The 23,622-nt window shown below is 66.1% G+C and carries 25 protein-coding genes; 9 read left to right on the forward strand and 16 right to left on the reverse strand.

Annotation, left to right across the window (positions count from 1 at the left end; genetic code table 11):
* Positions 1-61: 61 nt before the first annotated feature.
* A complete protein-coding gene (gene arfB / locus M2333_RS16315; RefSeq protein WP_264612454.1) occupies positions 62-484 on the forward strand; it encodes an alternative ribosome rescue aminoacyl-tRNA hydrolase ArfB in 423 nt (140 codons plus the stop codon).
* A gap of 30 nt (positions 485-514) precedes the next feature.
* On the opposite strand, the gene M2333_RS16320 is transcribed toward arfB, so the two are convergent.
* Together M2333_RS16320 and hemW are read right to left on the reverse strand one after the other, a co-directional pair.
* Positions 515-1,846, reverse strand: coding sequence for a hypothetical protein (locus M2333_RS16320; protein ID WP_264612455.1), 1,332 nt, complete (start codon positions 1,844-1,846; stop codon positions 515-517).
* Positions 1,847-1,971: 125 nt separating this feature from the next.
* Positions 1,972-3,123 (reverse strand): radical SAM family heme chaperone HemW, encoded by a 1,152-nt coding sequence (gene hemW / locus M2333_RS16325; RefSeq protein WP_264612456.1) that lies wholly within the window; start codon positions 3,121-3,123, stop codon positions 1,972-1,974.
* A 179-nt stretch (positions 3,124-3,302) separates the two neighbouring features.
* On the opposite strand from hemW, the gene M2333_RS16330 reads away from it, so the two are divergent.
* Entirely contained in the window at positions 3,303-3,899 is a 597-nt protein-coding gene (locus M2333_RS16330) for a CAP domain-containing protein (protein WP_264612457.1), read from the forward strand.
* A gap of 15 nt (positions 3,900-3,914) precedes the next feature.
* On the opposite strand, the gene rdgB is transcribed toward M2333_RS16330, so the two are convergent.
* The 3 genes from rdgB to M2333_RS16345 form a co-directional block, all read right to left on the reverse strand.
* The gene (gene rdgB / locus M2333_RS16335) at positions 3,915-4,538 is read right to left on the reverse strand and encodes an RdgB/HAM1 family non-canonical purine NTP pyrophosphatase (protein ID WP_264612458.1); all 624 of its coding nucleotides are present in this window, start codon (positions 4,536-4,538) and stop codon (positions 3,915-3,917) included.
* A gap of 101 nt (positions 4,539-4,639) precedes the next feature.
* Positions 4,640-5,356, reverse strand: coding sequence for a ribonuclease PH (gene rph / locus M2333_RS16340; RefSeq protein ID WP_264612459.1), 717 nt, complete (start codon positions 5,354-5,356; stop codon positions 4,640-4,642).
* 83 nt (positions 5,357-5,439) lie between these two features.
* Complete coding sequence (locus tag M2333_RS16345; RefSeq protein ID WP_264612460.1) at positions 5,440-6,543, reverse strand: acyltransferase family protein; 1,104 nt, start codon at positions 6,541-6,543, stop codon at positions 5,440-5,442.
* Positions 6,544-6,659: 116 nt separating this feature from the next.
* On the opposite strand from M2333_RS16345, the gene hrcA reads away from it, so the two are divergent.
* Genes hrcA through M2333_RS16360 form a run of 3 tightly spaced genes read left to right on the forward strand, consistent with a single transcriptional unit; the run spans position 6,660 to position 8,649 of the window.
* Positions 6,660-7,703 (forward strand): heat-inducible transcriptional repressor HrcA, encoded by a 1,044-nt coding sequence (gene hrcA, locus M2333_RS16350; RefSeq protein WP_264572305.1) that lies wholly within the window; start codon positions 6,660-6,662, stop codon positions 7,701-7,703.
* An 8-nt stretch (positions 7,704-7,711) separates the two neighbouring features.
* Positions 7,712-8,272: a nucleotide exchange factor GrpE gene (gene grpE / locus M2333_RS16355; protein ID WP_413715579.1), complete on the forward strand. Its 561-nt coding sequence runs from the start codon at positions 7,712-7,714 to the stop codon at positions 8,270-8,272.
* A 23-nt stretch (positions 8,273-8,295) separates the two neighbouring features.
* Positions 8,296-8,649 carry a hypothetical protein gene (locus M2333_RS16360; RefSeq protein ID WP_264612461.1) on the forward strand — a complete coding sequence of 118 codons (354 nt, stop codon included), beginning with the start codon at positions 8,296-8,298 and terminating at the stop codon, positions 8,647-8,649.
* Positions 8,650-8,675: 26 nt separating this feature from the next.
* Here M2333_RS16360 and M2333_RS16365 read toward each other — a convergent pair whose 3' ends face one another.
* Positions 8,676-9,005: a heavy metal-binding domain-containing protein gene (locus tag M2333_RS16365; protein WP_181561513.1), complete on the reverse strand. Its 330-nt coding sequence runs from the start codon at positions 9,003-9,005 to the stop codon at positions 8,676-8,678.
* A gap of 65 nt (positions 9,006-9,070) precedes the next feature.
* Positions 9,071-9,310, reverse strand: coding sequence for a DUF2312 domain-containing protein (locus M2333_RS16370; RefSeq protein WP_181560613.1), 240 nt, complete (start codon positions 9,308-9,310; stop codon positions 9,071-9,073).
* Between the two features lie 198 nt (positions 9,311-9,508).
* On the opposite strand from M2333_RS16370, the gene M2333_RS16375 reads away from it, so the two are divergent.
* Together M2333_RS16375 and M2333_RS16380 are read left to right on the forward strand one after the other, a co-directional pair.
* Positions 9,509-9,973, forward strand: coding sequence for a carboxymuconolactone decarboxylase family protein (locus M2333_RS16375; RefSeq protein WP_181560612.1), 465 nt, complete (start codon positions 9,509-9,511; stop codon positions 9,971-9,973).
* Positions 9,974-9,990: 17 nt separating this feature from the next.
* Positions 9,991-10,851, forward strand: coding sequence for a sigma-70 family RNA polymerase sigma factor (locus tag M2333_RS16380; RefSeq protein ID WP_181560611.1), 861 nt, complete (start codon positions 9,991-9,993; stop codon positions 10,849-10,851).
* Positions 10,852-10,918: 67 nt separating this feature from the next.
* Here the strand turns inward: M2333_RS16380 and M2333_RS16385 are convergent, their stop codons facing one another.
* The gene (locus M2333_RS16385) at positions 10,919-12,727 is read right to left on the reverse strand and encodes a DEAD/DEAH box helicase (protein ID WP_264612462.1); all 1,809 of its coding nucleotides are present in this window, start codon (positions 12,725-12,727) and stop codon (positions 10,919-10,921) included.
* Positions 12,728-13,052: 325 nt separating this feature from the next.
* Here M2333_RS16385 and M2333_RS16390 point away from each other — a divergent pair, with 325 nt between their 5' ends.
* Complete coding sequence (locus M2333_RS16390) at positions 13,053-13,472, forward strand: GNAT family N-acetyltransferase (protein WP_264612463.1); 420 nt, start codon at positions 13,053-13,055, stop codon at positions 13,470-13,472.
* Positions 13,473-13,528: 56 nt separating this feature from the next.
* Here M2333_RS16390 and M2333_RS16395 read toward each other — a convergent pair whose 3' ends face one another.
* The 5 genes from M2333_RS16395 to M2333_RS16415 all read right to left on the reverse strand — a co-directional run bounded on the left by M2333_RS16395 (position 13,529) and on the right by M2333_RS16415 (position 17,600).
* Entirely contained in the window at positions 13,529-14,572 is a 1,044-nt protein-coding gene (locus M2333_RS16395; protein WP_264612464.1) for an aspartate-semialdehyde dehydrogenase, read from the reverse strand.
* Positions 14,573-14,854: 282 nt separating this feature from the next.
* The gene (locus tag M2333_RS16400; protein ID WP_181560607.1) at positions 14,855-15,202 is read right to left on the reverse strand and encodes a glycine zipper 2TM domain-containing protein; all 348 of its coding nucleotides are present in this window, start codon (positions 15,200-15,202) and stop codon (positions 14,855-14,857) included.
* A gap of 113 nt (positions 15,203-15,315) precedes the next feature.
* Positions 15,316-16,665 (reverse strand): PepSY-associated TM helix domain-containing protein, encoded by a 1,350-nt coding sequence (locus tag M2333_RS16405; RefSeq protein ID WP_264612465.1) that lies wholly within the window; start codon positions 16,663-16,665, stop codon positions 15,316-15,318.
* Between the two features lie 159 nt (positions 16,666-16,824).
* Entirely contained in the window at positions 16,825-17,247 is a 423-nt protein-coding gene (locus M2333_RS16410) for a hypothetical protein (protein WP_264612466.1), read from the reverse strand.
* A 59-nt stretch (positions 17,248-17,306) separates the two neighbouring features.
* Complete coding sequence (locus M2333_RS16415; protein ID WP_181560605.1) at positions 17,307-17,600, reverse strand: DUF1244 domain-containing protein; 294 nt, start codon at positions 17,598-17,600, stop codon at positions 17,307-17,309.
* Positions 17,601-17,698: 98 nt separating this feature from the next.
* On the opposite strand from M2333_RS16415, the gene pyk reads away from it, so the two are divergent.
* Positions 17,699-19,156: a pyruvate kinase gene (gene pyk, locus M2333_RS16420; protein WP_264604784.1), complete on the forward strand. Its 1,458-nt coding sequence runs from the start codon at positions 17,699-17,701 to the stop codon at positions 19,154-19,156.
* Positions 19,157-19,357: 201 nt separating this feature from the next.
* Here pyk and M2333_RS16425 read toward each other — a convergent pair whose 3' ends face one another.
* From M2333_RS16425 to M2333_RS16435, 3 genes are all read right to left on the reverse strand, one after another.
* Complete coding sequence (locus M2333_RS16425; RefSeq protein ID WP_264612467.1) at positions 19,358-19,936, reverse strand: nuclear transport factor 2 family protein; 579 nt, start codon at positions 19,934-19,936, stop codon at positions 19,358-19,360.
* Entirely contained in the window at positions 19,933-20,931 is a 999-nt protein-coding gene (locus M2333_RS16430) for a hypothetical protein (RefSeq protein WP_264571274.1), read from the reverse strand. Before M2333_RS16430 ends, M2333_RS16425 begins: the two co-directional genes overlap by 4 nt.
* Positions 20,932-21,038: 107 nt before the next feature.
* Positions 21,039-23,618 carry a TonB-dependent receptor gene (locus M2333_RS16435; protein ID WP_264612468.1) on the reverse strand — a complete coding sequence of 860 codons (2,580 nt, stop codon included), beginning with the start codon at positions 23,616-23,618 and terminating at the stop codon, positions 21,039-21,041.
* Between the last annotated feature and the right edge of the window lie 4 nt (positions 23,619-23,622).

A 23,622-nucleotide genomic window follows, 5' to 3' on the forward strand; every position in this document is an offset into this window, starting at 1 on the left:
TCGTCACGCCCGGCAGCGATTGGCTCTTGCGACAGTGCCCCGCGCCGGGCGATGAGGGGCCATGCCGCGCATCCAGATCACGCGATCGATCAGCATCGATGAGGACGAGCTTCTCGAGAGCGCCACGCGTGCGTCCGGGGCCGGCGGTCAGCATGTGAACACCACTGATAGCGCGGTCATATTGCGCTTCGATGTCGCCGGCTCGCCCTCCCTGCCGGAGGCGGTCAAGACGCGCCTTGCCGTGCTGGCCGGCGCGCGGATGACCGGGGAGGGCGTGCTCATCCTGCGCAGCGAGGGCTCGCGCTCGCAGTTCGAGAACCGCCGCGAGGTGCGCCAGCGGCTGTGCGATCTGATCGCACAGGCCACCATCGTGCCCAAGAAACGCAAGCCGACCAAGCCCACCAAAGCCTCGCAGCTGCGCCGTGTCGAGGGCAAGACCAAGCGCGCGTCGGTAAAAGCCGGGCGGGGGAAGTGGCGGGAGTGATGGCCTGCGAGCTCATCCGCCTCTGACGGATCAGATCTTGACGCAGCCTCGCAAGGCCGTGCGCAGCGCCATCGTCGCATTGCTGAGCGATGCCTCGCCCTCCAGCCTGCCGTTGATCCGCAGCATCGCCGTTCCTTTCTGCTGGGTCAGCAGCGGCACCAAAGGTGTGCCGGTGATGCCGCCGATCCAGTGGGTGCCGTCGGCGCTGCCACGCTGGACGGGAATGTTGACCAGACGGCCGGCGAAATTCCAGGTCATCGTCAAGGCGTTGCCGGCGGTCGGCTTGTTGAGCAGCATCGCCATATAGGGCTTCCCGCCCTCGCAGTAGAGGCTGAGGGCTTCGATGTTGGGGGATGCTGCAGCGCTGACATAGGCCATGGGCGCGCGCCCGGCGACGGGCACGACTTCCCACGGCGTGCCGGGCAGGGCCACCGCCGTCTCGGGCGGACTGTTATCGAGCAGGGTCTTGATCTCGGGCGCGACGGGCAGCCGCGCGCCGGTCTCGGGGGCGTAAACGGTCAGCTTGCCGCGTTGCCACAGGCCCACCTGCACCGCCCGTCGGGCCGGGTCGATCATGATATAGGCCTGCTCCTCGCCGCCCTTGTGCTGGGCGTTGCCGGAGAGATAATAATAATTCCCGACGCGCTTGAGCGGGGTGACGACCGAGAGATTGGTCCGCAGCACGTCCATCTTCGGCCCTAGCCGGGACTTGAGCGCCGTCGCGACGGCGCCGCGATCCAGCAGATCGATATTATCTTTGGCGTAGCTGCCCGGATATTTGCCCACGAGGCTGGCGAGGTTCGTCCATTCCGCCGGGATGCCCTGCACGGCGGCGGCCGGTGCTACCGCTGGTCGGGGCGGCGTCGGGGCGGGCGTGCCGACGGCCGCGCTGCCCTTGCAGAGCATGAACAATCCGCCTGCCGTAAAGGCGGCATGAAACGGGTCAGGTCTTTGCCCGCGCATCAGATTGTCCTCGAACCGGATGATCCCGGCCTTTTCGTCATCGTTGACGTACATATAGACGCGCCCGGAATCGCTGGCGCTGATCGGAAACGGCATGAACACGGCCGTGATCCCCTCATAGCTGGGGCCCATGAAGCTCACTGCATATTCGACGCGCGGCGGCGTGACGGTGCGGCCATTGGCGCGGAAGGTCATGCCCTTGTCGTCGATCGTGACGCGGGGCTCCCCGCTGCAATCGCCGCGCGGCGCGTAGCTGCCATAGATGTGATCGAGGCCCTGACCCTTAAGACTGGCGATTGTCAGGGCCTGTGTAGCGCTCCCTTGCAGCGCCAGCGCACAGGCAGCGATGATCACGCCGGACCGGCGTGATGCGATTTTGGAAATGGTTGGAAAGGCCATGTCTACTCCCCCACGAAGTTGACGCCTTCCCTCAGATGAGCTGAATCGGGTGGGAAGGACTGTGGCCATTATCCACGAGTTAACCCAAATGGTCGAATGGTTAATGAAGGCGGGGCGTGGTCGCTTCAGCCTGCCACCACGATTTCCGCTAGAATGGCATCGAGCAGCAGCATTCCGGCCTGGGTGACGCGTAGGCGCTCGCCGGTTTGCTCGATCAAGCCATGGCCGGCCAACCTCGCAATGGCGTCCTTGTCCACCAATGCTGAACGATCAAGCTCGGTGCGCTGGCTGAGCGCGGCCAGATCGATGCCTTCGGCAAGGCGTAGGCCCATCATCAGCGCTTCGGCCGCCTGTTCGCCGGCGGGCAGCACGCGCTCCTCGGCGAGGCCATGACCATTGCGGTCCAGTGCCGCCATCCAGTTCTCGGGCTTGCGATGACGCACGGTGGCCATGCCGCCGCGCCGGCCATGCGCACCGGGGCCGACGCCGGCATAATCGGCGTAGCGCCAGTAGGCGAGATTGTGCCGGCTCTCCTGCCCGGGCGCGGCATGGTTGGAGACTTCATAGGCCGGGCGGCGGGCCGCCAATGTCATAGCCTGCGTCAACTCGAACAGCGTGGCGGCATGGTCCGCATCGGCGGGCACCAGCGTGCCCCGGCGCACGTCGGTTTCGAACCGCGTGCCGGGCTCGATGGTCAGTTGATAAAGCGAGAGATGATCGGTGCCGAAGCTGAGCGCGCGGGCCAGTTCGCGCTCCCAGTCCGCCTCGCTCTGGCCGGGGCGCGCATAGATGAGGTCGAGGCTGACGCGCGGCACGCAAGCCTGCGCTGCCGCCAGCGCTCTGAGGCCTTCGTCCACGCCGTGCGCCCGCCCGAGAAAGCGCAAGGCATGATCGTCCAGTGCCTGCAGGCCCAGCGAGAGGCGGTTGACGCCGGCAGAGGCCACCTGCGCGAACCGCGCGGCCTCGGCGCTGTTCGGATTGGCCTCCATGGTAATCTCGATGTCGTCCGCGACCGCCCAGTGCCCGGTCGCCGCATCGATCAGGGCGGCCACCGTCTCGGGCGGCATCAGCGAGGGCGTGCCGCCGCCGAAGAAAATGCTGCCCAGCGTCCGCCCCGGCAGCAGCGCGGCCTCATGGGCCAGATCGGCGAGCAGCGCGGCGCGCCACGCGGCCTGATCCACGGTGTCGCGGACATGGCTGTTGAAGTCGCAATAGGGGCATTTGGCCACGCAGAACGGCCAGTGGATATAGAGGGCAAGCGGCGCGGGAGAGGCCATGGCCGCCGCTATAGCGGACTGCGCGCCAAAGTCAGCCCATGGCGAATATGCCACGGTTCAGTGGTTAAATATTAATTAACAATGATTTAACGCAATTTGTTGGTGAAGAAAATGTTTTCCCAACCGTTCATACTGAGCTAGGTTCCACACCGGAACCGCAGGGGGAACGGCGGACGCACATGGACGCGGGCGAAGGGCGAGAAGTGGTGCGACGGCGTATGCGGGCGGCGATTGGCCTGCTCGCGCTCTGCACCCTGACGCCGGCGCCCGTGCTGGCCGGCGATGCGCCTTCTGCTGCCATGCCGCGCGATGCGGCTCACTTCCGCGATATCATGTTGGCTGCTCACAATGGCGAACGCGCCGCGCGGGGCGTGCCGAAGCTGGCGTGGAGCGATGAACTCGCGGCCGATGCGGCGCAGAGCGCTACCCGGCTGGCGCAGGAGCCGGACCCGATTGCGGCCCATCACAAATCCGGCGGCGCGGGCAACTATGGCGAGAATCTGTGGGCCGGCACCCGCGATGCCTATGCCTATGAGGAAATGGCGGAGAGCTGGCTGGAAGAGCGCGCGCTCTACCTGGATGCGCCGGTGCCGGACATTTCGCGCAGCGGCAATTGGGCGGATGTCGGCCATTATTCACAGATCATCTGGGCCGGCACGCGCCGCGTCGGCTGCGCGCTCCACCCCACGGCGACGCTGGACGTGCTGGTGTGCCGCTACGATCCGGCGGGCAATGTCTACGGGCACCGCGCGTCGGTCGATTACGCGGGGCGCTGAGCGCGGGGCGTCCTTTCAGAACAGCGCAGTGACCAGTTGCTCGAATGCGCGGGCGCGGTGGCTGACCGCTTGCTTGGCCTCGATGGACATCTCGCCAAAGGTCTGCGTCGCCCCGATCGGCAGGAATACCGGATCATAGCCAAAGCCCTGCGCGCCGCGCGGCGGCCAGACAAGGCTGCCGGCGACGCGACCCTCGAATAAAACGGTCTCGCCATCCGGCCAGGCGAGGCAGAGCGTGCAGACGAAGGCCGCGCTGCGGTCCACCTGCGGGCCTTGCGCGCAGAGCAGCCCCTCCACCTTGCCCATCGCCATATACCAGTCGCGCCCGGGCTCGCCCTCGAACCATTGCCGCTCTGCCCAATCGGCGGTGTAGACGCCGGGCCGTCCACCCAGCGCCGCCACATCGAGGCCGCTGTCATCGGCCAGCGCAGGCAGGCCGGAGGCGGTGGCGGAGGCGAGCGCCTTGAGTGCGGCGTTTTGCGCGAAGGTGGTGCCGGTCTCCTCCGGCTCGGGCAGGCCGAGCGATCCGGCAGACACCGGCGCCATGCCATAAGGCCCGAGCAGCGCGCTGATCTCACGCACCTTGCCTTCATTGTGGCTCGCGATGACGAGCTTGCCGGGTTCCAGTTTGCGGGTCATTCAGCGCTCTCCTTCCGTTCGTGTCGAGCGAAGTCGAGACACGTCAAGCACAGTCCTTCCGTGTCTCGACTTCGCTCGACACGAACGGGGGCGTTAGGACTTCACCGCCCCGTCGCGCGGTCCTGCGCAGCGAAGATCTGGGTGCAGCCGATGCGCGCAAGGCGCAGCAGGCGCAGCAGCGCTTCCTCGTCATAGGTCGCGCCTTCCGCCGTCGCCTGCGCCTCGGCAATGTTGCCGTTGGAAAGCAGCACGAAATTGGCGTCGGCATGGGCATTGCTGTCCTCGATATAATCGAGGTCGAGCACCGGATTGCCCAGATAGATGCCGCAGGAGACCGCCGCCACCTTCGCCTGGATCGGATCGGTGGTCAGCGCACCGCTGGCGAGCAGCTTGTCCATTGCGATCCGCAGCGCCACCCAGGCGCCGGAGATGCTGGCGGTGCGGGTGCCGCCATCGGCCTGGATCACGTCGCAATCGAGCGTGATCTGCCGCTCACCGAGTGCCTTCAAATCCACCACTGCCCGGAGTGAGCGGCCGATCAGCCGCTGAATCTCCTGCGTGCGGCCAGACTGCTTGCCCTTGGCCGCCTCGCGCGACCCACGCGTGTGCGTCGCGCGGGGGAGCATGCCATATTCCGCCGTCACCCAGCCTTCACCCTTGCCACGCAGAAACGGCGGCACCCGCTCTTCTACGCTCGCCGTGCAAAGCACCCGCGTATCGCCAAAGGAAACGAGGCAGCTGCCTTCGGCATGGACGGTAAAGCCGGGTTCCATGGCGATCGTGCGCATTTCGTCGGGGGCGCGGCCGGATGGGCGCATAGATTGAGTGCCTTTCGGGTTGGGAAGATGGTGACCGGCTTTATCAGCACAGGACCAAGGCGCAAGGTCGTGCCTGCACCGGATCATGATGAATGCGCCGATTTCCGGTTCAGCGCCGCGCGAGCGGGCTGCTCGATGAAGACGAAGGTGAGGGTGGAGGCAAGCAGGATCATCGGGACACCGCCACCAATCAGGATCACGCGCGCCATTGCGTCCCCTATGTGCAGGCGTTCCGTGATGGGTGGGACAATCAGGCGCCACGGCCCCAGCAGAACGACGTGGGTGAGGTAAATGGAATAGGAGATTTCGCCCAGCCATTGAAAGAACGGTCGGGCCAGAAGTCTCGGCAACGCACCACGGTCGGGCCATGTTGCGGCGACCAGAAGGAAGAAGCCGGGGATCGCGATCACGTCGTTCAGCCCGGCGATCAGAGGCGCAGATATGAGCGCCAGGCCGATCAACTGGAGCAGTCCGAGGGTGCCGCTAGAGAGATGATCGAACGCTGATCTCTGCCAATACAGGATCATGCCGAGGGAAAAGCCGGCCAGACAGCGCGCGATGGCCAGGCCTTTGACAATATCGAGGTTCCCGCTCGTCAGCGCGACATAGGCATAGAATGCAGCGGAACCGGCAAGGAGCGCCGCGACACAATATTTCCCGCCGCGCGCCAAAAACAAGGCGAGGGCTGGGAAGAGCAGATAGGCAAAGGCTTCTGCGCTGATGGACCAGCTCGGGATGTTCCATCCGATCCGGCCGGTGAGGCCCCAGGCATTCAGAAGGAACAGTTGCTCCACGAAGTTCAGCAACGAGTCCCCGCGCCACAGGTCGGGGTCACCATAGTCCTTTCCGGCCATCGAACTCAGAGTCAGAATGCTCGTTTGGATGCCGGCCATCAGAAGGAGGCAGAAGAGGTGCAGCGGATAGATGCGCGCAAATCGCGCACGCCAGAAACGCTTTACCTCCGGCCATGGGAATGTGTGACGCGTTTCAGCCTGTGTTGAATAGGCAATAACGAAGCCCGAGAGGATGAAGAAGAGATCCACCCACAGATATCCCTTTGTGAAAAAGGGTGTGGATTGCTCCCAGCTGAACCGAAAGTCGGCGCCGAACTGCAGGTGATACAAGACCACGAGCAAAGCCGCGATCCCGCGAAGAGCAGTATGCGATTGGATGTGGCGGCGCTGCATGGAAAACCTGTGTGCGGAGTTGAATGTCTCTGAGACGGAAACAACCTTAAAATCAAGAAAAGAGGCCCGAAGACAGGACGCTTGGCCAGCGCCGCGCGCCGTCCTACATACAGGGCATGTCCGGCCCGCCCATCAACCTTTTGAGCGATCGCGCGCGCGATATCTTTCGCGTCGTCGTGGAATCCTACATCGGCACCGGGGCGCCGGTCGGCTCGCGCACGATCAGCCGGTTGAGCGGGCTCAATCTCTCGCCGGCGTCGATCCGCAATGTGATGCAGGATCTCGAGGAAGCGGGGTTGCTCGCTGCGCCGCACACCTCGGCGGGGCGGATGCCGACCGAATCCGGCCTGCGTCTGTTCGTGGACGCCATGATGCAGGTCGCCGAGCCCTCCGAGGACGAGAAGCGCGCCATCGAGCGGCAGCTGACCGGGGAAGGGCCGATCGAGGAAGCACTCAACGCCGCCTCGGCTCTGCTCTCGGGCCTGTCTGCCTGCGCCGGGCTGGTGATGGTTCCGCGCCGCGAGACGCTGCTCAAGCAGTTCGGTTTTGCCTGGCTTTCGGACCGGCAGGCGCTGGCCGTGCTGGTCGGGCAGGATGGCACCGTCGAGAACCGCATTGTCGATCTGCCGCCGGGCACGACGCCATCGATGCTCGTGGAAGCGGCCAATTATCTCTCCGCCCACGCCACCGGCCGCACGCTGAGCGAGGTGCAGGCCTGGCTCAGCGGACAGATCGAAGCGGAGGAAACGGCGCTTGATGAGGCTTCGCGCCATTTGGTCGCGCGGGGCGTGGCAGCGTGGAGTCGCGATACCGAGGACCGGCCCGTGCTCATCGTGCGCGGCCAAGCCAATCTGCTCGACGAGCAATCCGCTGCTGATCTCGAGCGCGTGCGCCAGTTGCTGGACGAGCTGGAGGGCAAGAGCGAGATCGCCCGCCTGCTGGACAGCGCTCGCGCCGGCGCCGCGACCAAGATCTTCATCGGCTCGGAGAACAAGCTCTTTTCCCTGAGCGGCTCTTCGGTCATAGCAGCGCCATATCGCGGACCCGGCGGGCAGGTGGTCGGCGTGGTCGGTGTGATCGGCCCAACCCGGTTGAACTATGCCCGCGTCGTCCCCATGGTGGACTTCACCGCACAGACCCTCAGCAGATTGATGAAATGACGGAAGACATGACTGACCAGACCAACAATGAGAATGAGACCCTGGCCGCTGACATCGCCGAGGGCGCGGGCGAGACGCTGAGCCGCGAGGAGATCGCCGCCGCGCGTATCGCAGCGCTGGAGGAAGAGCTGGCCAACGCCAAGCAGGAAACGCTCTACGCCGTCGCGGATACCCAGAATGTCCGTCGCCGGCTGGAGAAGGAACTGGCCGATACCCGCGCTTATGCCGCGACCGCCTTCGCCCGCGACATTCTCTCCGTGGCAGACAATCTCAGCCGTGCGCTGGAGGCCATTCCGGCCGAGCTGCGCGCGGACGAGAAGGTGAAAGGCCTGATCGCGGGCCTCGATGCCACCGGCAAAGAGATGGAGAGCGCGCTGCGCAAGCACGGCGTGGAGAAGTTCACCTCGGTGGGTGAGCCGCTCGATCCCAACAAGCATCAGGCGATGATCGAGATGCCCTCGGCAGAGGCTGCGCCCGGCACCATCGTGCAGGAGATGCAGGCCGGCTACATGATCAAGGATCGCCTGCTGCGCCCGGCTTTGGTCGGCGTGGCCAAGGCGGCGGAGTAACAGGCGTCGTGCGCGGCGCGGCCATGGCGGTCCTGACCGGGCTGGTCGCGCTCGCCTTGCCGATCGCGGCCCCGCTGGCGGCACAGGCGCCCGTCGCGTCGCCCGCACCGAGTCCGGACGCACTCTCGCAGGCCTTGCGGGATCATGGCAGTGGGGAGGTGGATGCCGGTGATCTGCGCGCCGTGACCTGCGCGGAAACCAGCGAGGCGCCCGGCGCCTTCGATTGTCAGTGGGAGCAGCGCCGGGACGGCAACTGGCATCCCTATACGAGCTGGCTGGCGCTGGTCGGCGCGCAATGGACCATGCTCGATGCGCCGATCCCGGTGCCGGATTTCAATCGCGGAAAGCTCAAGCCGCTGGCGCCCACTGCGCCTTGAGCGGCGGCGCCTCGGCTGGCGTCAATTCAGGCCGGGTCCGCGAGCAGCACTGCCGTGCCGGTGGCCGAGACCATCAGCATCGATCCGCCCGAGCCGAGCACTTCATAATCCAGGTCCACGCCGATGATCGCATTGCCACCGGCTGCGGCGGCGCGCTGGCGCATTTCCGCCATGGCTTCCTCGCGGGCGCGGCTCAGCACTTCCTCATAGGCGCCGGCTCGCCCGCCAACAATATCGCGCACGCTGGCAAAGAGATCGCGGAAGAGATTGGCACCCACGATCACTTCGCCCGTCACCACGCCGCAATAACGCTGCACCGTGCGGCCATCGATATTGTTGGTGGTCGTGACGATCATCTCGGTCGGGGCATTGCCCCAGGGATTATCGGCCATCTCTCCGCTCCTCTCGCCGCGCATGCGGCTTATTCCATGCCCAGGGCCGCCAGATAGGTCTGGAGGATTGCCTCCATCTCCTGGCGATCATGCGGCGGCAGCTTCCGCAGGCGGACGATCTGGCGCATGATCTTGACGTCATAGCCTGTTGCCTTGGCTTCGCCATAGACATCCTTGATGTCGTCCGAGATGCCCTTCTTTTCTTCTTCGAGGCGCTCGATGCGCTCGATGAGAAGGCGCAACTGGTCGGCGGCGATGTTGTCGCTCATGTCTGCAAGGTCTCCGGATGGAATGTGTCAGAATCGAATGCGCGGTCCTAGCCAGCCGCTGCCCTCCCTGTCTAGGCATCGATCGCACCGGACGGCGTAGCCATTGCGCCGGCGGCAGAAAAAATTTCCCGCCATGTCACAATCGCCGCCCGCCCACTCGTCATGCCAGTGCAAACCCGATGGACAGGAGACACGATCATGACCGCACGCCTCGATCCCTTCACCGCCGCGCCCGCGCTCATCAAGCAATGGATGGCGACCTCGCTTGCCATCAACGACAGCCTGGAGCCTGCGCTCGTGGAGCTGGTGAAGGCCCGCGCCTCGCAGATCAACCAGTGCGCCAACTGCCTCAACATGCACACCGCCGAAGCCCGTGAAAAGGGCGAGAGCGAGCAGCGCCTCTACTTGCTCTCGGTCTGGCGCGAGGCGCCATGTTATAGCGCACGGGAGCGGGCCGCGCTGGCGTGGACCGAGGCGCTTACGCGTCTGTCCGAAGGGCATGGCGGAAAGGACGAAGCCTATGCACAGCTCGCGGCCCACTTCAGCGAGGAAGAGCAGGTGAAGCTGACGCTGCTGATCAACATCATCAATGGCTGGAACCGCCTCGCGGTCGGCTTCGACCTGTGGATCGAAACCCCGGCGACCCGCAAGCTGGCGGCCTGATGCGCGCAGGGCATCCCATGTCCCCTCATCAGCAGGAGGATGCAGCGATCAGCTTCGATCCGCTGCGTCCGCGGCTGGTGCGGGTCGCCTACCGGATGCTCGGCTCGGTCGCCGATGCCGAGGATGTGGTGCAGGAGGCATTCATTCGCTGGATGCGGGTCGAACGCGCGGAGGTGCGCGAGCCGGAGGCGTTCCTCCGCCGTACCGTCACGCGGCTTTGCCTGGATCATGCCAAGTCGGCGCGGGTCCAGCGGGAGCATTATGTCGGGCCGTGGCTGCCCGAACCGGTCATCGAGGATGAGGAGGAGCAGGAGGATGTGACCCTGCCGCTGATGCTCGCACTGGAGCGGCTCTCACCTCTCGAGCGCGCGGCGTTCCTGCTACATGATGTGTTCGGCGTCTCGTTCGAGGAAATCGCTGCCACCATCGATCGGGAGCCGGCGGCCTGTCGCCAGCTTGCCGCCCGGGCACGGGACCATGTGCGGCAGGCGCGGCCCCGCTTCGAGGTTGAGAAGCAGCGCGGTCTGGAGATCGCGAGCGCCTTCTTTGCGGCGTCGCGCACCGGCGACATGACCGCGCTCGGCGCGATGTTGGCTGCTGATGTCAGCATGCACGCAGATGGCGGGGGCAAGCGTTCGGCAGCGGTCGCCGAGGTTCTCGGGCGACGCAATGTGCTGCTGTTTCACAAGGCGCTGGCGGTGCTGTTCCGCAAGCATGGCTCGCAGCTTGTGCGCACGGCGCTCATCAATGGCCTGCCGGGGTTCGTGACGCGCGAGGCCGATGGCGAGCTGCAGACCACGGCCTTCGAGATCGAGGCGGGGCGCATCATTGGCATCTATGTGGTGCGCAATCCCGATAAACTGCGGCACTTGCACTAGGCGGAATGCAGTGAGGGGGAAGCAGCGCTCCCCCCTCATCGGATCTCAAGGATATCGGCCTGACGGATCAGCCAGCGCGACCGGCGCCGCTGCGACGACCGCCACCGGGATTGCCTTGCGGACGTCCGCCGCCGAAGTGGCGCGGACGCTGACCGCCCGGCTTGCGGGCGCGATCGCCCTCGGAGCGGGTGTCCGTCTGGCGCTGTTCGCCCGATGCGGCAGCATAGACGGGGCGAAGGCGCTTGGGCAGGCGCTCGGCATCCATGGTCGCGGCAGGCTCGGGACGTTGGGCCAGCGGGTCGAAGCCGGGCCGGTTCGGGGCGTGGCCATCATGATAGCGACCGCCGGGATTGCGCTGGCCGCTGCGCTGGGCGTCCTGCCCATCGCGAGGGGCGCGCGCCGGGCGGGCGGTCTGGCCGTCCCGCTCGCCGCGGAAGGGGCGTTCGCCGCGTTCGCCGGCATTCCGGCGGTGCTGGCCATCCTGACCGGGCGCGCGCTCGAAGCGGGCCGGGCGCTCACCGCGTCCCTCGCCGCGTCCATCATGGCGCGGTGCGCCGGCGCCGGCTTCGCGACGGTCGTCGGACCGGCCGCGTTCCGGGCGATCACGGCGCTGCAGCGAGTCGGGGCGACGGCCCTGGCCCTGACCGCGTCCCTGACGGCGCCCATCGGCATCGCCGACGGCGTCCGCAACAGCAGCCTTGGAGGGCAGCGGCAGGCGGCGGGCTTCTACCACGAAGTCCTCGGGCAGCGGCATCACCGCCAGCTTGACGCGGGTGAGCTTCTCGATGTCGCGCAGATAGGGCTTTTCGTCCGGCGCGACGAAGCTCATCGCAATACCGTCGGCGCCGGCACGGGCCGTGCGGCCGATGCGGTGGACATATTGCTCGGCGACATTGGGCAGCTCGAAGTTGAAGACATGGCTCACGCCCGACACGTCGATGCCGCGCGCGGCGATGTCGGTCGCCACCAGAACCTGCACGCTCCCGGTGCGGAAGCCCTGCAGGGCGGCAGTGCGCTGGCCCTGGCTCTTGTTGCCGTGAATGGCCGCCGCGCTGATCTTGGCGGCGACGAGGTGCCGTGCCACGCGGTCCGCGCCATGCTTGGTGCGGGTGAAGACGAGCGCCCGGTCGAGCGCGCCGGAAGCGATGGCATCGCGCAGGCGCAGGGTCAGCAGCGCCTGCTTCTCCTTCTGGTCGATGAAGGTCGCATATTGCTCCACGCGCTCGGCGGTGGTGGATTGCGGCGCGACCTCGACCTTGACCGGATCGTTGATGAAGCGCTTGCCCAGTTCCGCAATCGCCTGCGGCATGGTCGCGGAGAAGAACAGGCTCTGGCGCTCGGCCGGCAGCATCTTGGCGATCTGCGTGAGCGGCTTGATGAAGCCCAGGTCCATCATCTGGTCGGCCTCGTCGAGCACGAAGATCTCGACATTGCGCAGCGTCAGCGCGCGCTGGTCGATCAGGTCGAGCAGTCGGCCCGGCGTCGCGACGAGAATGTCGGTGCCCGGCACCAGCGCGCGGGCCTGCTTGCCCACCGGCACGCCGCCAAAGACGACCTGCACGTTGAGGCTAAGATATTTGGCATAGCCGCGCATGTTCTCGGCGATCTGCGCCGCCAGCTCGCGGGTGGGCGAGAGCACCAGCATCCGGCAGGAGGCCGGTTTGCGGGGCTGGGGATTGTTGAACAGCCGGTGCAGCGAGGGCAGCGAGAAGGCTGCGGTCTTGCCGGTGCCGGTCTGCGCGATGCCGAGCAGGTCGCGGCCCTGCATCAGCGCCGGAATGGCCTGCTGCTGGATCGGCGTGGGGTCCGCATAACCCTTGGTCTCAAGGGCGCGGAGGATAGGCTCGGCAAGGCCAAGCTCATTGAAAAAAGACATGAATAGACTTTCGATATGACATGCGTCGCCCTCGCGTCTGTCGCGAGCGGGCGCAGCAGTGGTCTCCAAACGGGCGACCCTGCGTGAATAAGGAAGCTTGAGCGATTCTCGCATCCGTCCGTCCCGGCGGCCCTTGTGCAAGATGCGGGGCCTCACGCTGCGCGGGATTGCGCCGGATCACTAGTCCTGGCGCCGAATGCTGCGATGCACATAGAGGGCGTTTGCGGAAAAAGCAAGTATGCTCGCGTGGGCATGCGATTTCGGACGCGCAGCCGAGCCGGTCGTCAGCCTTGCCATGCCCAGCATTCGGCCTACTAATCAGTCTATGCCGCTTCATATCATTGTGCCCGAGCAGCCCTCCGAGGCCGACCGCAACGCTGTGTTCGCGCCTTTGCTGGCCTATAACATCGCGCAGGCAGGGGATCCGAATATCCGCCCTATCGCCATCCTGCTGACCGACGAGCAGGGCGAGCGGGTGGGCGGCATCTGGGGCAAATGCTCCTATGACTGGATGTTTGTAGAGCTTCTCGCCATCGCGCCGGAGCATCGCGGCGCCGGCCATGGCAAGGCGCTGATGGCCGAGGCGGAGCGGGTGGCGCGTGCCCATGGCTGTGTCGGCATCTGGCTGGATACCTATGCCTTTCAGGCGCGCGGCTTTTACGAGAAGCTGGGCTTTAGCGTGTTCGGCACGCTGGACGATCATCCCATCGGCCAGCAGCGCTTCTTCCTGAGCAAGCGCCTCTGAGGGCAGCACGCTCTGTGTCCTCCCCGACCCAGGGCCGGGGAGGCACGATGTGGGTTTTAGCGTCCGGCGAGCACTTCGCCGATCTGCACGGCATTGAGCGCGGCGCCCTTACGGAGGTTGTCGCCGACGACGAACATGGCGAGGCCATGCTCAACCGTGCGGTCCGGGCGCACGCGACCGACGAACACCGGGTCAGCGCCCGTCGCATCGAGCGCGTTCGGCACATCGCTCACCACCACGCCCGGCGCCTTGCCGAGCAGCGCCAGCGCCGTTTCCGCGTCGATCGGCCGCTCGAACTCGGCATTGATGGAGAGGCCGTGGCCGGTGAACACGGGCACGCGCACGCAGGTGCCGGAGACGGGCAGGCCGGGGATTTCGAGAATCTTGCGGCTCTCGTCGCGCAGCTTCAGCTCTTCTTCGGTATAGCCGTCCTCGCCCAGCACATAGTTCAGCGGCACGATGTTGTTGGTGATCGGCACCGCCCACTTCTCGGGCTGGGGCACGAAGTCGGCCTTGCCGTTGAAGGCGAGCGCGGCGCCCTTGTCGCCCACGGCGGCGATCTGGCGCGCCAGCACGTCGATGCCTTCCATGCCGCCACCGGAGACGGCCTGATAGGTGGCGACGATCAGGCGCTTGAGGCCGGCGGCTTCATGCAGCGGCTTGAGCACGGGCATGGCGGCCATGGTCGTGCAATTGGGGTTGGCGACGATGCCCTTGGGCAGGTTTGCAAGCGCGTGCGGGTTCACTTCGGAGACGACGAGCGGCACCTCCGGATCGGAACGCCAGGCCGAGCTGTTGTCGACCACGATGGCGCCCGCTGCGGCGACCTTGGGCGCCAGCGCCTTGCTGGTGGAGCCACCGGCGGAGAAGAACACGATGTCGAGGCCGGCGAAGTCGGCGGTCGCGGCGTCTTCCACCGTCACCTGCTGGCCCTTGAACTCGACCTGCGAGCGAGCCGAGCGAGCCGAGGCGAACAGACGCAGCGTGCCGACCGGGAAATCGCGCTCGGCGAGCAACTGGCGCATCATCGAGCCGACGAGGCCGGTGGCGCCGACCACGCCGACATTCAGGCGGGCATCGGGGGAAAAGCGGGCAACCATCTGTACGTTCCTTCCTGTTGGTTGAAGGACGCGGCGGTCAGGCTTTCGTCTGGAAAGTCGGCCCCGCGCACTTCGCGGGGCTTCCTGTCCGGCTGATCGTGGCTCTTAGGCCGCGCGCATCCGAACCGCCCCGCTGATGCGGGTCGGTTTGGTAATAATCGGCTGAACGATCATCATGGACATGGCGCGCGCCTCTAGCGAGCGCGGCGCCGGCTGTAAATGACAAAGATGCCTGCTCTCGGGAGAAAGCAGGCATCCATGATGTTCAGATTTCGGAGTGGATCAGCGGCAGCGTACCTCGCCCCGGTCGATCGAGCGACCGAGCAGGCCACCACCAACGGCGCCGAGCAAGGTCCCAACCGTGCGGTCGCCCTTCGTGTCTATCGCGCGGCCGGCGAGCGCGCCGACGCCGGCACCGATCAGCAGACCGGTCGTGCCGTCATTACGCTTGCAGCGGTACCGGCCATCGTCGCCGCGCCATATGCGGTCGTTATGGGAAAGGGCGCGGCCATTGTCCCGGTCTTTCGCGCGCTTCCCGTGCGCGGGCGCCCAGTGCGGCGGATCGGCCATGGCCGGCGCCATGGGCATCGCAAACGCCATCAGCGCTGTGGCGAGCAGGATCTTCTTCATCGGACTCATCCTCGTAATATTCAAACAAGCGACCGGCACATATCGCGCCGGCTCGTGCTGAATAACGCCGTACAACCGCCCTTGTTCCGGCGGTATCACGACTCATCGCTTGGTCAGCCCGCCAGGGCGGCTCCGTGTCGCCAGCGTCCAATCAGCATGTCGAGCGCCAGGGCGGCCGCCAGCGTGAGGCCGGTCAAGGGCAGGCACAGGCCGATGGCGAGCATGATCGCCGCGACGCCGCGCGCCTTGCGGGGATCGGCGGGCCGGGCAGGGGCCTCCAGTCGGCCGTTCTTGCGGCGTTTCCACCAGAGTACGGGCGCGGTGAGGCACAACAGTATCAGCGCGAGGCAGCCGAGCAGCATCAGCGTGCGGTTGATCTCGCCATATTGCTGGCCCTGATGAGTGGCGATGCCCCATTCGATCGCCCGCGCGCCGATGCCGAAATGGGCAAAGCGGGCATCCTGCATGACCGCGCCGCTCGCCGGATCGATGTAGATGGCGCGCGCATCCTGCGCCCGGCGCACGGTCTGCGACATGAGATAGGGTGCACCGTCCGCCATCGGCAGGGTGAGCGTCCAAGGGGCGGCGAGGCCACGCTTGCTGGCGATCTCCGCGGCCCGGTCTACGCCGATGTCGTCGCGGCCCGATGCGGCTGGCGGCGCTGCCTCCTGCATCGACCAGGGCAGGCTCTGCTTTGCGCCCTCGTCATGGCCGTGGCCGTGATGCGCGCGTGGCGCCGGCGCCTCCCAGGGGTTGGGACCGGGCGCCTTGGGGCGGCCCAGCTCCGCACGGGCGACCCAGCCCTGCAACTGCTTGCCCGAGAAGCCGGACCAGGGCAGGCCGGTGATCGCCAGAAACAGGATCACCCCGCCGGCGAGCAATCCGGTCGAGGCATGCAGATCGCGCCAGAACAGTCGCCCGCGCGCCTGCCCGCGCAGGCCGACGACCGGGCTGCCGCGCCGGGGCCACCACAGGTAGAGCCCGGTCAGCACCAGCAGGATCGCCCAGCCCGCGACGATCTCCACCAGCGCATTGCCCACCGGTCCGGTGATGATGAGGCTGTGCAGATCGCGCACGGTCTGCATGATGCCGCCGGCCTGCGCGGTGCCGAGCAGCTTGCCGCGATAGGGATCGACAAAGGCGAGCCGGCGCGCGCCGTCCGCGCCCTGCAGGGTCATGCGCCAGCTTTCTGTCGGCTCGGCAGGCCGCTGGATCTGGCTCACCTGCTGGCCGGATGCCCGCTCGACGGTGGCGATCATCTCGCTCAGCGGCTGGGGCGCATCCTTTGGCGTCACATGCGACCAGTCCGCATAGACCCGCCGCTCGATCTCCGGTTTGTAGAGATAGAGCGCCCCGGTCATCGCCATCCAGAGCAGTATCGGGAGGACGATCAGCCCGGCATAGAAATGCCAGCGCCAGACAGCCTGATAGAAGCCGCCGCCGGTCGTGGAGCGCGCGCTCATCGGCGGTCTCCGGCGGATAATGGCGCGTGGGCGAGGGGAGGGCGGCGCATGGCTGCGCAGCAGTAGAGCAATCGGGTCATGAAAGGATCAGCCTTGACGGGCAGCGCGCGGGCGCGTGCCGAAATGAGGATGTCACGCGAGGCGACACGGATGGAAGCGTCAGGGCTGATGCGGCGGGCCGGTCTGCGGGGGCGGCGGCGCGGCCAGACCGCGTCCGATGCTCACGGCCGTGCTCGGGCTGACGATGGAAACCGTCGCCATCGCCACGGCGATCTGCGCGATCGCGGGCGGGATGCTGTCCAGCGAGGCGCCGATCCCGGCAAAGGCGCAGGGCGCATCCGGGGCGGTGTTCTGCTTGTCCTCTTGCTTGCGGACGGTCCCGTCCGCATCGATCCAGCCGGTGACCATGCCGGCGCCGGTGCAGAGCACGACCGCGGGACCGTTTTGCACGGCGGGCATGAAACCGGCCGGCACCAGCAGCCTCGCGAGCAGCACAAGCGCCAGCCACGCGGCGATCAGGCCACGGGCCTGCCCGGTGCCGGTAACAGTGCTGGTATCAGTGCGGGTCAGGCGCGCGAGCATGTCCGCGCTTTACGGGATCGCGCGGCGTATGAGAAACGGCTTTTTAGGCTTGCCGTCGCTCAGTGATTGTTCTTCGCCACGCTGTCCTTCATCCTCGCGAGCTGCTCCGGCGTTGCCTCGGTCTGGTAGCGCGTCTTCCACTCATCCTGCGGCATGCCGTAGATAAGTTCGCGTGCAGCGGCCTTGTCCAGCGTGCCGTCGGCCTCGGCCACCCAGTCGGCCAGGCAGTTGCGGCAGAAGCCCGCCAGACCCATCAGATCGACATTCTGCGCATCGGTGCGGTGACGCAGATGGTGGACAAGCCGGCGAAAAGCTTCTGCCGCTGTCTTGTCATCGAGCGTGTCTATCGTCATTGCTTGCACCTTCATGTCCGGTTCCAACCTCGGGCCACGCCGGTGGCCGCCACGGCATTCGCCATGTGGGCAGAGAACGCACCGAAGCAAGAGGCCAAATGAAGAAGCTCACTCCCCGCACCCGCAAGGTTCGCATTCTGGCGACCCTCGGCCCTTCGAGCAGCAGCGAGCTGATGATCCGCAAGCTGTTCCTGGCCGGCGCCGATGCCTTCCGGCTGAACATGAGCCACGGCACGCACGACGTTCATGCCGCCAATGTCGCGATCATCCGGGGACTTGAAAAGGAATTCGGCCGCCCGACCACCATCCTCGCGGACCTTCAGGGACCGAAGCTGCGGATCGGCACCTTCGCGCAGGGCGCGGTCTTTCTGGAAAAGGGCGCCGCCTTTCGGCTGGATCGCGACCCCGCGCCCGGCGACAGCAGCCGCGTCACTTTGCCGCACCCGGAGATTTTCGCCGCCGCGCAGGAAGGGATGCGCCTGCTCATCGATGACGGCAAGCTTGTCTTGCGCGTGCGGGCGGTGCGCGACGATGTCATCGATACGCTGGTCGAGGTCGGCGGCTCGCTGTCCGAGCGCAAGGGCGTCAACGTGCCGGACGTCGTGCTGCCGATGGCGGCGATGACCGAGAAGGACCGGCGCGATCTTTCCTTCGCCATCGAGGCCGGCGTGGACTGGATCGCGCTCAGCTTCGTCCAGCGGCCCGATGACCTGGCCGAGGCGCGCAAGCTGATGGGTGGCTATGGCTATCTGCTCGCCAAGATCGAAAAGCCGGCCGCGCTTGGCCGGCTGGAGGAAATCGTCGAGATGTCCGACGCGGTGATGGTCGCGCGGGGCGATCTCGGCGTGGAACTGCCGCCTTATGCCGTGCCGCCGCTGCAGAAGCAGATCGTGGAAAGCGCCCGGCGCTTGGGCAAGCCGGTCGTCGTCGCCACGCAGATGCTGGAATCGATGATCAAGGCGCCCACGCCGACCCGCGCCGAGGTGTCGGACGTCGCCACGGCGGTCTATGACGGCGCGGATGCAGTGATGCTCTCGGCGGAGACGGCGGCGGGCGACTGGCCGGAGGAAGCCGTGGCGATGATGGACAGCATCGCCCACAGCGTCGAGCATGATCCGGGTTATCTCGACCGGCTGCATTTCACCAAGACCATGCCGGACCCGACCACCTCGGACGCGCTGGCCGGCGCCAGCCAGCACATCACCAACACCGTCTCGGCCAAGGTCATCGTGTGCTTCACCACCTCGGGCAGCACCGTGCGGCGCATCGCGCGCGAGCGGCCGGGCGCACCGATCCTGGCGCTCACCCCGCGCATGGATACCGCACGGCGCATGGGCCTCATGTGGGGCGTCCATGCCGTGCGCACCAAGGATATCGGCAGCTTTGAGGAAATGATCGGCAAGGCCAAGCGCATGGCCATGCGCCACGGCTTTGCGGGGGCGGGCGACAAGATCATCGTACTCGCCGGTGTCCCCTTCGGCACGCCAGGGTCCACCAATGTGCTCCATGTCGCGACCATTCGCGGCGATGAGCTGCGCACTCATCGCGAGGAATGAGGCGTCCCGGGGGCGTCGTATTGCACCCCTGATTGGCGTGGAGGAAGGTATGGAAACGACGCTCCGGCACGCCACTCCCGTCATTCCCGCGAACGCGGGAATCCAGCTGCAACGCTGCTCGTCAACGCGAGGCCGAACTGGATTCCCGCGTTCGCGGGAATGACGAAGGGTGAGGGCGAGCCGGCGACGTCGTCCTGCCCCTCAGTTCTTCACGGCGCCCTGCAATTGCGGCGGCAGCGGTGGGCGCTCTGGATTGTCGCCATCGCGCCATGGGATCACGCCATGGCTGGTCCGCGTCTTGATCTTCCAGGCGCCATTCTCGCGCACGAAATGATCGACATAGCGCCCGGCCAGCGTGGTCGCGGGGCGGCCCTCGCCGTCGGCAGTGTAGAACATGTAGCGGGAGCGAGCGATGGCGGTGTCGCCGGTCACATCGATCACCTCGGTGGTGACGAGGTGGAAGCTGCGCTTGTTGACGAAGCCCGCTTCCGGCTTGCCCAGCTTCTCCTCAAGCAGCTTCTGGATCGCCGCCGGCCCGGTGGCGCTGCCCAGCCCGCCGGACCAAGTCCCGTCGCTGGCGAAAAGCCCGGCATAGCCGGCATAATCGCGCGCATCGAGATATTCGCCATAAGCGATGATCACGCGGCGGATCGCCTCGCGGTCTTCCAGCACCTGCACGCGCTGGGCGAGCGCTCTGTCAGGAGCATCACCCTGCTGCGCCGACGCCGCCCCGGGCGCGATCAGCGCCAGCGCCAGCGCTGCCCGCAACAACCGGCTCATGGCAGCGTGTCCAGCTTGCGGCTCTCGATCGTCCACGCAGGATCGCTGCACAGCTTGCAGTCATCGCCGACGAACCACGCTCGCGCCGACTTGTCGCCGCGCAATTGCCAGTCGAGCCACGCCACCACTGCCTGCGCCGCGCGTCCGCCATTCGGCTCGGCATAGGTGCCGGCGTGCGTCACGTCGGTGTTGATCACGGCGGAGGGGATGTGGGTGAGCCGCGCATAATCGTCCATGCCATTGGGGTAGGCGATGTCCGTCTTGCCGCCGAGCACATAGAGGGTCGGCTTGTCGATCTTCTGGAGCAGGCTCTTCTGCGCAGACATCTCGCCCGAGCCGCCCGGGACCGGCCCGTTCATGATGCCGCTGTTCATGATGACGAAGGTGCTGACGCGCTTGTCGCCGGCATATTTGAGCGCCTGAATGCCGCCACAGGAATAGCCGGAGGCCGCGACATGCGCAGTGTCGATCTTGCCCTTGAATGGGCTGCCCGCGCGGCCATTCTCGGCCGCAGCCCAGTCGATGGCCTGCCCCAGCTGCTGGTAGCGCGTCTTGTCGCGATGCTGCTCCCAGCTCTGCGGCGTGACGGTCACGCCCGGGCCGCTGTAGATGCCGCCCGGCGCGATGACGAGATAGCCATGGGAGGCGACCTCCAGCAAATGCTGGCGGGATGAGGCGCCGTCTTCGGTGCAGGCGCCGTTGCCGAACACATAGACCGGCATCTTGCGAACGCCGAGTGCACTCAGATCGGCGGGCTGATAGACGACGAAGCCGGGGAAATTCTCATATTGCCGCTTGATGGCCTTGTATGGCCCGGTGCCCGTGCTGTCTGGCGCCCGGCTTTCTTCCATCATCTGGACGGCAGCCTGTGCGGCGAGATCGGCGCCGACTCCCGGGGGCGGCGCTGAACTCGGCTGGGCCTGGAGGGTCGCTGGGGCGGTCATCGCCAGCAGGGACAGAAGAAATGCGCTCGAACCGGTCCGCCAATATGTCATGCCACTCTCCCAATTTATCATTCTGCTGTCGCCCCAGCGACAAAGAGGAGAGGGTTGCCCCTCTCCTCCTCTTTCTATCGGATCAATCTGTGTTGCGCACCGCCTGATCAGAACTTGCGGCGCACGGTCACGGCCCACTGGCGCGGCAGGCCGGGCTGAGCCGTCGCGTACCAGGCGTTCGTGAACTTGTTGAGATAGACCAGCTTGTCGAACAGGTTTGTCACTTCCAGCGCGACCGACCAGTCCTTGTCCACCGTCTCATAGGTCAAGCGGGCATTGGCCAGCGTGTAGCTGTCCACGATGGCGATCGGTGTGCAGAGGAAGTCGCCGCAATAGCCGTCCGTATAGGAGACGTCGATGCGCGGCGTCAGCGTGCCAACATCACCCAGATCAGCCTGATACTGCGCGCCCAGGCTCCACTTCCACTTGCCCACGCCGGGCCGGCTCGCGCCGACGACGATGGAGGTCGTGGGATAGTTGATGGAGGTGAACTTGAAGTCGGTGAGGCTGAGCGAACCGTCGATGGTGAAACCCTCGACCGGGCGCAGCGTGGTTTCCAGCTCGAAGCCGTTCACGCGGGCATCGCCGATATTCAGATACTGGCCGCACAGGCCGGGTACGCCGCCCTGGTTGACCGGGAGCGGATTGTTGTTGGAGTCGAGGCAGACCTGCGGAATACCCTGATAGTCGGTATAGTCCATGCGGAAGCCGCTGGCGTTGATCCGCAGCAGCCGGTCGAACAGGTCCGCCTTGATACCGATTTCATAGGACTTCAGCTTTTCCGCGCCGAACGGCCGGATCTGCTGGAAGCTGTACGGACGGGGTGCCACGCCGCCGCCCTTGAAGCCGGTCGCGAACTGCGCATAGGCCATGATGTCGGGCGTGATCTTGTAGGAGAGCGCCGCACGATAGTCGGTCAGCGTTTCCTTGTAGGTACCCACTTGGCCGGTCAGCGGATTGGTAGCGTTGCTGAGCGGCAGATAGTCGCCGACCCCATTGGGGTTGAGGCGGTTGTAGAGATAGTCCTTCTTCTCGTGGCTCACGCGGATGCCGGCTTCCAGCGTCAGGGCCGGCGTGATGTTCCACGCAACGTTACCGAAGCCGGCATAGGTGCGCAGGCTGGCGGTATCGTCGTTGATGAACGAGAAGGTCGGCTTGGCGATCACGCACGCCGGGAGCGCGCCACCGCAGGGGGAAACGGCATATTCGCCGAAGCCCGAGAACGGCGTGTGGATGCGGGCGTTATAGCGCGTGTCCGCATCATAATAGAAACCGCCGATGGTGAAGGAGATCGCATCGTCCAGCACCTTGCCCGAGAGGCGCAGTTCCTGGCTGAACTGCTTGTGCGAGAAGTCGCTGTAGACGCCGCCGATGAAGGCAATCGGCGAGTTGTCGTTGTCGTCCGAGCTGCGCGAATCATATTTGCGGTAGCCGGTGATCGACTTGAGCGCGAGATTGTCGCCCAGCGTGTAGTTGATCTCGGCGGACACGCCCCAGCCTTTCACACCGCTCAGGGGTTCGGCATAGGTTGGGCCATTGGGCGCGCCGGCCGTGCCGGGGCCACCCGCAGACGCCGTCGTCGCCGCGCGATAGGTCACGCCCGGATCGTAGAAGTTGGCGTAGGTCGCATAGGGATCGTTCAGCACCGCGCCGGCGCGACGATACTGGCCGTAGGTCACGAAGCGGTTGTCGAACGGCGCGCCCTGATAGGGAATGCTGTTATTTTGCCGCCCAGTCAGCTCGGCGCTGGCGATGAGCACGGAGGCCTGCGTCGTGGAGGTGTCGTGGGTGTAATCGCCCGACAGGTTGATCTCCAGCGGGCTGCCGACCGGCGCAATCCGCAAGGATCCGCGCACGGCGTACATGCTCTGGCCGCCCAGCGTGCCGAGCTTGCAATTGCCGCCCGATGCCAGGCTGGGGATCGCCGCGCCGCCCGGCTGCACCACGCTGGTGCCCGGCTGCACATAGGGATCATTGGGATTGAGGCAGGCATAATCGTAGCGCGTGACATGGCCATCGCGGTTGCGTGACACGCCAGTGATGCGGGCGAACACGGCATCGGGCACCACGGTGAAGTCGGCGCTCGCCTTGATGTCGCGGCGGTTGAGCGAGCCGGCGGTCAGTTCGACATAGCCGCCTCGGCCTTCGGGCTTGCGCGAGTAGAGCTTCACCGCGCCGCCCAGCGAGTTCATGCCGGCCAGCGTGCCCTGGGGGCCGCGCAGCACTTCGACGCGCTCGAGGTCGGTCAGGTCGAAAGCCGAGGCCGTGACCGTGCCGAAATAGATATCGTCGACATAGATGCCCACGCCTGGCTCGACCGAGGGGCTGGCATCGCCCTGACCCACGCCACGGATATAGGCGCGCATCGAATTGCCCGAGCCAGAGGGGTTCTGCTGCAGGATGACGTTCGGTGCCTGCGCGGTGATGTCGGTCAGGCGCGTCTGGCTGCGCGCTTCGAGCTGGTCGCCGCTGATCGCGGTGATTGCCAGCGGAATGTCCTGCACATTCTGCGCACGCATCTGCGCAGTGACGATGATGTCGTCGACATTGCCCTCAGCGGCGCCTTGGGGCGCGGCGGTCTGGGCAGTTGCCGGCATTGCGAGCATCAGCGCGCCGGATAACATGGTCCCGGCGCTCAGCGCCATGCGCGACACGGTGCGTGCGCGGTTATGACGAACTTTGTTCATTGGT

The sequence above is a fragment of the Sphingobium sp. B11D3B genome, assembly GCF_025961735.1.
Lineage (GTDB): Bacteria > Pseudomonadota > Alphaproteobacteria > Sphingomonadales > Sphingomonadaceae > Sphingobium.

Excerpts from the sequence above, each read along its gene's own strand:
- arfB (WP_264612454.1), top strand. The coding sequence starts at position 62 with ATGCCGCGCATCCAGATCACGCGATCGATCAGCATCGATGAGGACGAG.
- M2333_RS16320 (WP_264612455.1), bottom strand. The coding sequence starts at position 1,846 with ATGGCCTTTCCAACCATTTCCAAAATCGCATCACGCCGGTCCGGCGTG.
- hemW (WP_264612456.1), bottom strand. The coding sequence starts at position 3,123 with ATGGCCTCTCCCGCGCCGCTTGCCCTCTATATCCACTGGCCGTTCTGC.
- M2333_RS16330 (WP_264612457.1), top strand. The coding sequence starts at position 3,303 with ATGGACGCGGGCGAAGGGCGAGAAGTGGTGCGACGGCGTATGCGGGCG.
- rdgB (WP_264612458.1), bottom strand. The coding sequence starts at position 4,538 with ATGACCCGCAAACTGGAACCCGGCAAGCTCGTCATCGCGAGCCACAAT.
- rph (WP_264612459.1), bottom strand. The coding sequence starts at position 5,356 with ATGCGCCCATCCGGCCGCGCCCCCGACGAAATGCGCACGATCGCCATG.
- M2333_RS16345 (WP_264612460.1), bottom strand. The coding sequence starts at position 6,543 with ATGCAGCGCCGCCACATCCAATCGCATACTGCTCTTCGCGGGATCGCG.
- hrcA (WP_264572305.1), top strand. The coding sequence starts at position 6,660 with ATGTCCGGCCCGCCCATCAACCTTTTGAGCGATCGCGCGCGCGATATC.
- grpE (WP_413715579.1), top strand. The coding sequence starts at position 7,712 with ATGACTGACCAGACCAACAATGAGAATGAGACCCTGGCCGCTGACATC.
- M2333_RS16360 (WP_264612461.1), top strand. The coding sequence starts at position 8,296 with ATGGCGGTCCTGACCGGGCTGGTCGCGCTCGCCTTGCCGATCGCGGCC.
- M2333_RS16365 (WP_181561513.1), bottom strand. The coding sequence starts at position 9,005 with ATGATCGTCACGACCACCAACAATATCGATGGCCGCACGGTGCAGCGT.
- M2333_RS16370 (WP_181560613.1), bottom strand. The coding sequence starts at position 9,310 with ATGAGCGACAACATCGCCGCCGACCAGTTGCGCCTTCTCATCGAGCGC.
- M2333_RS16375 (WP_181560612.1), top strand. The coding sequence starts at position 9,509 with ATGACCGCACGCCTCGATCCCTTCACCGCCGCGCCCGCGCTCATCAAG.
- M2333_RS16380 (WP_181560611.1), top strand. The coding sequence starts at position 9,991 with ATGTCCCCTCATCAGCAGGAGGATGCAGCGATCAGCTTCGATCCGCTG.
- M2333_RS16385 (WP_264612462.1), bottom strand. The coding sequence starts at position 12,727 with ATGTCTTTTTTCAATGAGCTTGGCCTTGCCGAGCCTATCCTCCGCGCC.
- M2333_RS16390 (WP_264612463.1), top strand. The coding sequence starts at position 13,053 with ATGCCGCTTCATATCATTGTGCCCGAGCAGCCCTCCGAGGCCGACCGC.
- M2333_RS16395 (WP_264612464.1), bottom strand. The coding sequence starts at position 14,572 with ATGGTTGCCCGCTTTTCCCCCGATGCCCGCCTGAATGTCGGCGTGGTC.
- M2333_RS16400 (WP_181560607.1), bottom strand. The coding sequence starts at position 15,202 with ATGAAGAAGATCCTGCTCGCCACAGCGCTGATGGCGTTTGCGATGCCC.
- M2333_RS16405 (WP_264612465.1), bottom strand. The coding sequence starts at position 16,665 with ATGAGCGCGCGCTCCACGACCGGCGGCGGCTTCTATCAGGCTGTCTGG.
- M2333_RS16410 (WP_264612466.1), bottom strand. The coding sequence starts at position 17,247 with ATGCTCGCGCGCCTGACCCGCACTGATACCAGCACTGTTACCGGCACC.
- M2333_RS16415 (WP_181560605.1), bottom strand. The coding sequence starts at position 17,600 with ATGACGATAGACACGCTCGATGACAAGACAGCGGCAGAAGCTTTTCGC.
- pyk (WP_264604784.1), top strand. The coding sequence starts at position 17,699 with ATGAAGAAGCTCACTCCCCGCACCCGCAAGGTTCGCATTCTGGCGACC.
- M2333_RS16425 (WP_264612467.1), bottom strand. The coding sequence starts at position 19,936 with ATGAGCCGGTTGTTGCGGGCAGCGCTGGCGCTGGCGCTGATCGCGCCC.
- M2333_RS16430 (WP_264571274.1), bottom strand. The coding sequence starts at position 20,931 with ATGACATATTGGCGGACCGGTTCGAGCGCATTTCTTCTGTCCCTGCTG.
- M2333_RS16435 (WP_264612468.1), bottom strand. The coding sequence starts at position 23,618 with ATGAACAAAGTTCGTCATAACCGCGCACGCACCGTGTCGCGCATGGCG.